Origin of the sequence: Lacticaseibacillus pantheris DSM 15945 = JCM 12539 = NBRC 106106 (genome assembly GCF_001591865.1) — a bacterium.
GTDB classification, from domain to species: domain Bacteria; phylum Bacillota; class Bacilli; order Lactobacillales; family Lactobacillaceae; genus Lacticaseibacillus; species Lacticaseibacillus pantheris.
On record NZ_BCVS01000119.1, the window covers coordinates 1 to 6,871 of the forward strand.

Annotated in this window: 5 protein-coding genes; all 5 read right to left on the minus strand. The window is 53.9% G+C overall.

Annotation, left to right across the window (positions count from 1 at the left end; translation table 11 throughout):
- Positions 1–21 precede the first annotated feature (21 nt).
- Positions 22–1,707: an acetolactate synthase AlsS gene (gene alsS / locus LPA02S_RS10090; protein WP_054649819.1), complete on the minus strand. Its 1,686-nt coding sequence runs from the start codon at positions 1,705–1,707 to the stop codon at positions 22–24.
- 145 nt (positions 1,708–1,852) lie between these two features.
- Positions 1,853–2,995: a molecular chaperone DnaJ gene (gene dnaJ, locus LPA02S_RS10095; RefSeq protein WP_054649817.1), complete on the minus strand. Its 1,143-nt coding sequence runs from the start codon at positions 2,993–2,995 to the stop codon at positions 1,853–1,855.
- Positions 2,996–3,120: 125 nt separating this feature from the next.
- Positions 3,121–4,992: a molecular chaperone DnaK gene (gene dnaK, locus LPA02S_RS10100; RefSeq protein WP_056956397.1), complete on the minus strand. Its 1,872-nt coding sequence runs from the start codon at positions 4,990–4,992 to the stop codon at positions 3,121–3,123.
- Between the two features lie 32 nt (positions 4,993–5,024).
- On the minus strand, positions 5,025–5,588 hold the full coding sequence (grpE, locus tag LPA02S_RS10105; RefSeq protein ID WP_156302070.1) for a nucleotide exchange factor GrpE: 564 nt from the start codon (positions 5,586–5,588) through the stop codon (positions 5,025–5,027).
- 25 nt (positions 5,589–5,613) lie between these two features.
- Entirely contained in the window at positions 5,614–6,660 is a 1,047-nt protein-coding gene (hrcA, locus tag LPA02S_RS10110) for a heat-inducible transcriptional repressor HrcA (protein WP_056956398.1), read from the minus strand.
- Positions 6,661–6,871 lie beyond the last annotated feature (211 nt).

The following is a 6,871-nucleotide window of genomic DNA, read 5'->3' on the forward strand; positions in this document are numbered from 1 at the left end:
AACCGCGGGGCTCCGCTCTCTCTAATACAGCTGATCCTCCAAAATACTCTTACCCAATTCCTCACTATCACTATAATCCACGGGAATATCAACCACAACCGGGCCATCCGTCGCGAACGCCTCATCTAACACCCGCCCCAAATCAGCTGGGTGGTCCACACGCAACCCCTTTGCGCCAAAACTCTCCGCGTACTTCACGAAGTCAACCGGGCCAAAATTGACCCCCGCCGACTGCCCGTACTTCATTTCCTCCTGGAACTTCACCATGTCATAATGGCCATCATTCCAAATGATGTGCACCAAGTTTGAGTGCAGCCGCACCGCCGTCTCCAACTCCTGCCCGGAAAATAGGAAACCACCGTCACCGGACACCGATACTACTTTGTGCTCCGGCCGCAGCAAGCTCGCCGCAATCCCCCATGGCAACGCCACACCCAACGTCTGCATCCCGTTGCTGAACAGTAGGTGACGTGGCTCAAAACTGCGGAAGTGCCGGGCCATCCAAATGTAATGCGTCCCAACGTCGACAGTGACCGTCATATCGTCGCTCACGCGTTCCTGGAGCTCACGAATGATACTGAGTGGGTGCGCCAAAGTCGCGTCAGGCGCGATTGCTGGCGGCTCGTCACGTTGCTGAATTCGCTCCTGCTCGTGGTCCAGAAAGTGCTTGGCCCCCGGCGTAACGTGGTATCCGCGCATCAGTGGAATCAACAAGTCCAAAGTCTGCGCGATATCTCCAATTAGCTCCGTCTCCGGCTGGAAGTGCGTATCAATCTCGGATGGTAATGAATCAATGTTGACGATGCGCGCATCGGCTGCCGCGTTCCAGTTGCGGGGCTCGTATTCAATTGGGTCATAGCCAATAGTAATGATCAGGTCACTCTGCTGAAGCAACTCATCCCCAGGCTGATTGCGGAAGAGCCCCACACGGCCAAAGAAATTATCGATCTGCTCGTGACTGATAATTCCCGCACCCTGGAAGGTTTCAACCACTGGCAGTTCGCTCACTGCCAGCAGATCGCGGATGGCGCGCGTCACGTCTGCGGACGAGGCCCGCATGCCCACCAGTAATACTGGCAGCTCGGCTTCCTTAATCGCCCGGGCCAGGTTGGTCATCTCGCTCAAAGACGCCGGACCGAGTTTCGGGGCCGCTAACCGCTTAATCGGAGCAGTGGTGACGGGACTGTCGGTCACGTCCTGTGGCACGGACACAAAACTAGCACCCTGCTTACCAGACGCTGCGGCCCGGTAGGCGTTCGCAATGGTTTCACTCGTGTTTTCGGGATCCTGCACTTCAACCGAGTATTTCGTAATGGGTTCAAAGACAGGCGCGTTCCGCATGCTTTGATGTGTCAACCTCTGGAGGTCACCACGCTGCACCTGACCAGAAATTGCGAGTACCGGGTCCCCCTCGGCCGTCGCCGTTACCAATCCGGTCGCCAAGTTCGACGCACCAGGGCCCGACGTCGTCAGTACTACCCCTGGTTTGCCCGTAATCCGACCGATTGCAGCCGCCATAAACGCCGCATTTTGTTCGTGGCGCGCCACGATGAGTTGGGGAGCATTAGGATTAACTGGATGTTCCAACCGTTCAAACACCCGGTCAATCTTGGCTCCAGGGATACCAAATACATACTTAACATCATGGTTTGCCAAACTGTCCACGATCATATCCGCACCGTAGCGTTGCGTTGATTTCTTTGTCATGCGTTAACCTCACAATCTTTTCGCTTATCTTTTGTAAGTGGTTCGCTATTCATACTACCACTATTGCCGGTGCAAACGCTACCCGAATTGCCGAAAAAAAGTGGGCGTGAACAAATTTTTAGCTTTGTCCACGCCCACAATCTACTTACTTATTGAACGCATCACGAATTTTGTCGAACAGACTGCTTTCGTGCGGCTCAACTTTGTCGCCACTAGCCGCGGCGTACGCCATTAATGCGTCCTTCTGCTTCTGGTTAAGTTTCTTTGGCGTCCGAATCTTCACCGTAACAATCTCGTCACCGGTACCACTGCCGTTCAGGTGCGGTGCGCCTTTGCCACGTAAACGAATCTTGGTCTCCGTCTGCGTACCGGCTGGCACCTTCAACTGGACGGGTCCATGAACCGTATCCGCCTTCACTTCGTCACCAAGGGCGGCCTGGGCAAAGGAGATGTCCATATTCATCAAGATATCCGCACCGTCACGCACGTACTTCTTGCTTGGCTGCACGCGGAATACCACGTACAGGTCACCGAACGCCGCACCGTTGGGCCCAGCATCCCCAGCACCATCAAGCCGCATCTGCTGACCATCGTCAACACCAGCAGGCACCTTCACGTCGATACTGTGACGCTCCTGTTCCACACCAGTACCACGACAGTTAGTACACTTGTCCTTGATTTCCTTACCAGTACCGCCACAGACGTCACAGGTTTCGCGGGACTGCATCGTGCCGAGCATGGTCTGCCGCGTTACCGTGATGTAACCGGCACCGTGACACTTGCTACAGGTCTGCGGTTGCGCGCCATCTTTGGCCCCCGTACCCTTGCAGACGTGACAACGGCCCTGACGGTTGTAACTAATATTGTCGGTCTTGCCAAAGACAGCCTCCTCAAACTTGAGGTCCATCCGGTACTGCAGGTCGGCACCCCGGCGTTGACGCGCCTGAGTACCAGCACCCTGCGCGCCACCACCAAAGAAGGAGCTGAAAATGTCGTCGAAACCACCGAAGCCACCGCCGTCGAAGCCACTGTACGTTTGACCGCCAGCACCGCCACCAAATCCCTGCGGACCATCGGCACTGCCGTACTGATCAAAGGCGGCCTTCTTCTGCGGGTCGGACAGCACGGAGTACGCTTCGTTGATTTCCTTGAACTTTTCTTCCGCGCCTGGTTCGTGGTTGATATCTGGGTGGTACTTCTTAGACATCTTGCGGTACGCCTTACGAATTTCGTCCTCGCTCGCGTCCCGGCTAACACCTAAAGTCTCGTAGTAATCTTTATCAGCCATCATGACCTCCCCAAAATCGGGTTTTCAAATTGTTGTAATACATACCTACTTAATTTACCACAGGTAGCTCCATAGCAAAAGGCCAAGGCCCGCCATGAGCGGCCTTGGCCCGTTTGCTAGGAATATTACTTCTTGTCACCGTCATTAGTATCGGTGTATTCACCGTTGATGGTGTCATCGTCCTTGCCGTTGGCACCGTCAGCACTGCTACCAGCATCACTGCCAGCTGCACTGTCTGCGCCCGCAGCACCAGACTGGGCCTCTTGAGCCTGCTGGTACAACTTCACGGTCATGTCTTGGACAATCTTGTTCAGGGCGTCCTTCTTGTCCTTCATGGCGTCAACATCATTCTGTTCCTGGGCCTTCTTCAGCTCATCACGAGCGTCTTCGGCCTTCTTGATGTCAGCGTCATCAACCTTACCCTTAACGTCCTTCAACGTCTTGTCGGTCTGGAACAAGAGTTGGTCAACTTCGTTCTTGAGGTCAACTTCGTCTTTGCGCTTCTTGTCGGCGTCGGCGTTGGCCTCGGCTTCCTTCACCATCCGGTCAATTTCGTCGTCGGACAGGCCTGACGAACTCTTAATCGTGATGTTCTGGGACTTGCCGGTACCCATATCCTTAGCGGAAACCTGGACGATACCGTTCTTATCGATGTCGAACTTAACTTCGATTTGTGGCACGCCACGTGGTGCGGCCGGGATATCTGCCAACTGGAAGCGACCCAAAGTCTTGTTGTCAGCGGCCATTGGGCGTTCACCCTGCAGCACGTGGATATCAACGGCAGACTGGTTATCAGCAGCGGTACTAAATACCTGGGACTTGCTGGTAGGGATAGTCGTGTTGCGGTCGATCAGCTTAGTGAAGACACCACCCATGGTTTCAATCCCCAGGGAAAGTGGCGTAACGTCAAGCAGTACGACGTCCTTCACGTCACCGGAGATAACACCACCCTGGATAGCGGCACCCAAAGCAACGGCTTCATCAGGGTTGATGGAGTGGTCAGGTTCCTTGCCAGTCCAGCTCTTAACGGCGTCCTGAACCGCAGGAATACGGGTAGAACCACCATTCAGGATAACCTTGTCAATGTCACCATTGGAGAGGCCGGCATCCTTCAGTGCGTTCTCAACGGGTACGCGGGTCTTCTCAACCAGGTCAGCAGTCATTTGGTCAAACTGTGCCCGGGTCAAGGTCTTTTCCAAGTGCAGTGGGCCGTTAGCGCCAGCGGAAATAAACGGCAAGGAAATCTGGGTCTGAGAAACACCAGACAGGTCCTTCTTCGCCTTTTCAGCCGCGTCCTTCAACCGTTGCATGGCCATCTTGTCCTTGGACAGGTCAACGCCATTGTCAGCCTTGAAGCCTTCAACCATCCAGTCGATGATCTTGTTATCAAAGTCATCACCACCAAGGTGGGTATCACCGTTCGTGGACAGCACTTCGAAGACACCGTCACCTAATTGCAGGATGGAAACATCAAAGGTACCACCACCAAGGTCGTAAACCAGCACCTTTTCGTCGGCATCACCTTTGTCCAAACCGTATGCCAAAGCGGAAGCAGTTGGTTCGTTGACAATCCGCTTAACGTCCAAACCAGCAATCTTACCGGCATCCTTAGTTGCCTGCCGCTGGCTGTCGTTGAAGTACGCTGGGACGGTAATAACGGCCTCAGTGACGTCTTCGCCCAAGTAGTCTTCAGCGAACTTCTTAATGTACTGCAAAATCATGGCCGAAATTTCCTGCGGCGTGTAGGTCTTGTCGCCAACGGTTACCTTGTAGCCGGCTTCACCCATGTGACGCTTGATGGAAATAATCGTGTCTGGGTTCGTGATAGCCTGACGCTTAGCCACTTCACCGACCTGAATTTCACCATCCTTAAAGGAAACAACGGACGGTGTCGTCCGGTTGCCTTCTGGGTTGGTGATAATCTTTGGCTCGCCACCTTCAAGAACGGCGACGGCACTGTTTGTAGTACCCAAGTCAATACCAATAATTTTAGCCATATTGATTTACTCCTTAAATTTGATTAACTGATTTATTTAGCAACAACTACCATGGCGGGACGCAGAATCCGGTCGTGCAAGCGGTAGCCCTTCTGCAGAACCTGCGCCACCGTATCAGCCGGATGCTCGTCGTCCGCGGGGACGGTCTGCACTGCCTGATGGATGGTGGGGTCAAAGGTGGCCCCGGCAGCCTCTACTTCGCTGACACCCGCTTCTTTGAGCGCCTGCTGCAGGTGATTGGCCACCATGGATACCCCCTGCTTCAGCTGCTCGGCGGCGGGGTCGGAAACCTCCGTCGCCAGGGCACGTTCAAGGTTATCCAGTGACGGCAAAATTGCCGTGATGACCTTTTGTCCGTCGTAGCGGGCGAGCTGTTCGCGCTCCTTCTTGAAGCGGGAGCTCATGTTCTTGATTTCCGCCGCAGCGCGCAGGTAATTATCCTCAAGCTCGTCCCGTTCGGCCTGCAACTGCTTAGTTGCCTCCGCTTCGGGACTATCGGCATCAATCAAATGCTCCAAGTCTTCCGCTGAACGTTGCAAATTGTCGTCCGCAACGTCAGCACCTGATTCGGGCTGTTGCCCTTCCTTTTTGGACATTGTGGTGCTCCTTTCCAAACCCACCCTAGTGGTGGTCATAGTAGTTAGTTAAGCGTGATGCTAATTCCGTTCTGAACGCCTCGAGCAAACCGATCATCTTGGAGTACGGCATCGACTTTGGCCCCAGGATGGCAATCATCCCCTGGCCGTGGTCGTTAACCGAATAGCGCGCGGTGATCAGACTTAAATTGCGGAGCGACTGTTCCGACAACTCCGAACCCAGGCGCACCGAGATTGGTCGTTGACCAGAACCATCGGTGTTCGCGTCCAACAACTGGTTTAACTCGTCTTGCCGGTCAATTAAACGGTAGATTTGCTTGAGCTCACCCAGGTTGTCGGACCCAAAGTAGTCCATGAGGTTTAGCCGACCGCCAACGTAGAAACGTTCGCTGACCGCCTTTTGCAACACGTCGCCAAACGCATCTAGGAATCCCTTGGGTGTTTGTAACTGTTGCATCAAGATGGCCGGTACGTCGGTCCGCAACTTTTGCGCGACGGTGGTGAGGCTCTGGCCTACCAACTGGTCGTTGATAATCCGAATAGCTTTCTCCACCTGATCCGAATCCAACTCACGGGGCAAAGTAAACACTTGGTTCTGTACGCTACCGTCACTAGCTACGATGATGGCCATCACCTGGTGGTTACCTAGCGGCACTAGCCTGAAGCCTTCAAGGGTCAGGTTAGCCACCTCGGGCCCCAGTGTAATGGCAGTGTAACTAGTCAGGTTGGACAGAATCCGTGCCGATTGCTCGATGATTTCATCGATGCGACCAAAGTCGTTCCCGAAGGACTGACGAATGGTTTGCATCTCCTGCTCGGGAACCCGGGCCGGTGTCAGCATGTTATCGAGATAGTAACGATAACCAGCCGAACTGGGCACACGACCCGAACTGCTATGCGTTTTGCGAATCAACCCGGCATCCTCCAGCGCGGCCATGTCGTTGCGAATGGTTGCCGAACTGACGCGAATCGGTAGCGACGTCATGAGCGTTTTACTGCCCACGGGCTGACCCGTTTCGGTGTATAACTTGATGATATCTTTGAGTACCATCAATTCCCGTTCCGTTAACATGTCCTCACCTCCGGAATTAGCACTCATACTTTCTAAGTGCTAACAACAATAATATACAACCCCGGGTTAGCAATGTCAACGCGCGTTTGCTAATTTGGGTTAATTTCAGCCTTAGGTCTTAGTGGGTTAGTGGGTTAGTGGGTTAGTGGGTTAGTGGGTTAGTGGGTTAGTGGGTTAGTGGGTTAGTGGGTTAGTGGGTTAGTGGGTTAGT

Bases quoted from the DNA above. Each gene is read 5' to 3' on its own strand.
- alsS (WP_054649819.1), bottom strand. From the start codon at position 1,707: ATGACAAAGAAATCAACGCAACGCTACGGTGCGGATATGATCGTGGAC.
- dnaJ (WP_054649817.1), bottom strand. From the start codon at position 2,995: ATGGCTGATAAAGATTACTACGAGACTTTAGGTGTTAGCCGGGACGCG.
- dnaK (WP_056956397.1), bottom strand. From the start codon at position 4,992: ATGGCTAAAATTATTGGTATTGACTTGGGTACTACAAACAGTGCCGTC.
- grpE (WP_156302070.1), bottom strand. From the start codon at position 5,588: ATGTCCAAAAAGGAAGGGCAACAGCCCGAATCAGGTGCTGACGTTGCG.
- hrcA (WP_056956398.1), bottom strand. From the start codon at position 6,660: ATGTTAACGGAACGGGAATTGATGGTACTCAAAGATATCATCAAGTTA.